Origin of the sequence: Halobacillus sp. BBL2006, from assembly GCF_000786645.1 — a bacterium.
GTDB lineage: Bacteria > Bacillota > Bacilli > Bacillales > Halobacillaceae > Halobacillus.
This window is the reverse complement of record NZ_JRNX01000778.1, coordinates 1-2728: the sequence shown is the minus strand read 5'-3', so window position 1 is coordinate 2728 and position 2728 is coordinate 1. Positions and strand designations below refer to the sequence as shown.

General features: G+C 39.3%; 5 protein-coding genes. All 5 read right to left on the bottom strand.

The window, feature by feature from the left end:
* The coding region (locus LD39_RS19585) for a VOC family protein (RefSeq protein WP_035552286.1) at window positions 1–328 on the bottom strand (328 nt) is incomplete at its 3' end.
* A 399-nt stretch (window positions 329–727) separates the two neighbouring features.
* Window positions 728–1138, bottom strand: a complete 411-nt coding sequence (locus tag LD39_RS19580; protein ID WP_052158969.1) for a hypothetical protein — start codon at window positions 1136–1138, stop codon at window positions 728–730.
* Between the two features lie 127 nt (window positions 1139–1265).
* Window positions 1266–1592 (bottom strand): YnfA family protein, encoded by a 327-nt coding sequence (locus LD39_RS19575; RefSeq protein WP_035552283.1) that lies wholly within the window; start codon window positions 1590–1592, stop codon window positions 1266–1268.
* Window positions 1593–1809: 217 nt separating this feature from the next.
* Window positions 1810–2079 (bottom strand): 30S ribosomal protein S14, encoded by a 270-nt coding sequence (gene rpsN, locus LD39_RS19570; protein WP_035552280.1) that lies wholly within the window; start codon window positions 2077–2079, stop codon window positions 1810–1812.
* 200 nt (window positions 2080–2279) lie between these two features.
* Window positions 2280–2728 (bottom strand): FAD-dependent oxidoreductase (locus tag LD39_RS19565; protein ID WP_035552277.1); only part of this gene is annotated, 449 nt, incomplete at its 5' end.

Sequence of the window (2728 nt, the reverse complement as noted above, 5' to 3'; positions counted from 1 at the left end):
GCCAAGCCATTCCAGGCAAAGCATATTTGGGCATGGCGACTTTGCCTTCGTTTTCCAAAATTTTAGATTCAGTAGAATCGAAATCTTCCACTCCCATTGTGCAGGCATAGGCGTTCAATGCTTGGTTTAATTCTGGTGGAGCACTCTGCCGTTGCATCAACGCCCCGTTGATTCCCGGCTCCTTTTCTTCGCCAGTCACCGCTCCAAAATAAGGCATCCCAGCATATTCACTCCAATCTTCAAATTTCCATCCAAATACCTCTCCATAAAATTTCTTAGCCCGTTCCATATCATCGACATGAATTTCGAAATGAACGATTCTACCCATAAACTTCCTCCTTATAAAACCTGATTAAGTATTCTAGTCTATGTATTCTGTCAATAGATTAGATAATCCTTCTAAGTCTAGTAAGTATTCATGGCAACTGCTTACAAATAATAAAATAAATGATACTTTTTAATAGAAATTCGGTAATGACCAAAGCGTATGGCCAAGCAACCACCAAACAAAGTCATAATAGATCCATTCTCCCTTTGGTCCAAATCCTAGGAGGGTGAAATCATAAATAAGGAGATCAAGAGTGAACATATGTGGTGCAGCCGTTCTTCCGCCGATCCATAGAGTCCTTATTTACAAAAGACCTGATTTTCTATCGTGCTTAAAAAACCCGAAATATAAATGAGATAGAGTTAAGTTAGTTTTCCATAACCTTCTTTACAAAGCAATTTACTTCACTTCTATGGAAAAAGCATAATTTCCATCTCCTTTTTCCCAATTCGCTTTAACATAGTAATAATGAACACCTTTCTCTTTAGGTGCCACTAAGGCGTCATTTTCTAATTCAATTTCCTTATTTCTATTTTCATCAACCCACTTCTCCACTGTTAATGATCCATCAATCGGTTCTTTCTCAAATGTTATTTTTATTTCTTCGTTTGGAGATACTTTAGTTGGTTTATGTTGTTCAGCCATTTCTAATGGATTAGCGTATACTTTATCCACACACTGGGCTGAGGTAGAACCTTCCCAACAATAAGAACCCTGTGTGGTCGGAATTTTTGCCCCTCTCTCTGATACTACACTTGGAGATGGTGGTTCCAGTTCATCTTGTGAGTCTGAAATAAATAAAACTGACACAAATACACCTATGACAATTAATCCTATTAAACTTAGTACAACTATATTTTTTATTGCCTTCACCTCTTTACGAAAATGAAACGTCTAAGCATTACAGAAAGGTACAATCATTACATAAGCTCTTGCTTTAGTTTCTGGGGGCACCAAGCATGACCGCTACACCTATAAGGCAAATCGCAGCCCCAAGAAAATCATATGTATCCGGCGTTTTCTTATCAATTACCCATCCCCAAAGAACGGATAAGACAATGAACACCCCACCATAAGCAGCGTAAACTCTTCCGAAGGATGGAAATGATTGAAAGGTAGCGATCACTCCATATAAGGTAAGCGAGAGTCCCCCAGCAGCTCCAAAATACAGCGGCTTTGCTTCTCTAAGCCATAACCAGATCAAATATCCTCCTCCAATTTCGGCAACACCAGCAAATAAAAAGAGCAAAATCACACTAACCATCCGTCTCCCCCCTTTATTTAGGATCCTGCAAAGCTTTAAGCTTATTTTACATTAAAACAGGAACTTATATGAAACACACTTTACTATTGATGAATTTTTCAGATACATAAATTCTATATGCCTGATTCTCCTTCATTATTTTTCTAAAACGAAAATATAAACGTATAAATGCAAAAAAGAAGCAACGGATCAAAAATCCGTTGCTTCCGTAGTATAATTACCAGCTTGCTTTTTTAACACCAGGAACCTGGCCTTTGTGGGCATATTCTCTGAAAGCAATGCGTGACATATTGAATTTTCTCATATACCCACGCGGACGGCCGGTGATTTCACAGCGTCCATTCAAACGAGTTGGCGAAGAATCACGGGGAAGCTTGTTTAAGGTTTCATAGTCCCCTTTAGCCTTCAGCTCTTTTCGAAGGTCTGCATATTTCGCGACCATTTCTTGACGCTTTTTTTCTTTAACGACTTTTGATTTTCTAGCCATAAGGTATGATCTCCCTTCTTAAATTTATTCTTATAGCTTTATACTGTTTATTTTTTCGGTGTGCAATAATAGTAATCGTTACTGATTGAAATAGACAAAAATATATCGCGCGTTTTTTCCGACGCACGATCACGGAATTTAATAGTAACGATTACGATTTATTTTATATCATTTATCCTAGTTTGTAAAGTCCTCTGGGTTTAGAGACGGGAAGGGCCTTGCAGCAGTCGCTTCTGAATCCAAATCGCAGCGATCGCTCCCTCCCCCATAGCCGCTGTGACCAATTCTGAATGAGCTGCAACATCCCCCGCTGCCCATAGACCAGGAACACTTGTCATTTTTGTATGAGTATCTACCTTAAGATGATGCTTTCCATTCATTTCTGCTCCCAATTTATCTGCCAAATCTGAACAAACTGTGTTCCCGCCAAAAGCTAAGAACCCTTTCTCGGCGGTTATCATTTGGCCGTCCATCGTCTCTACACTCGACAAATTTCCGTTATCATGGTTGATTCTTTTTATCTTTACTTCTTGGATAGAGATGTTTATTTTCTTCAATGCCGCGCGCCGCTTCTCTGAGATAACCGCCCCATCGTGGTTGATATAACTAATGTCTTCACTCCAGTAATAAATCGCCTCGGACATTGCTG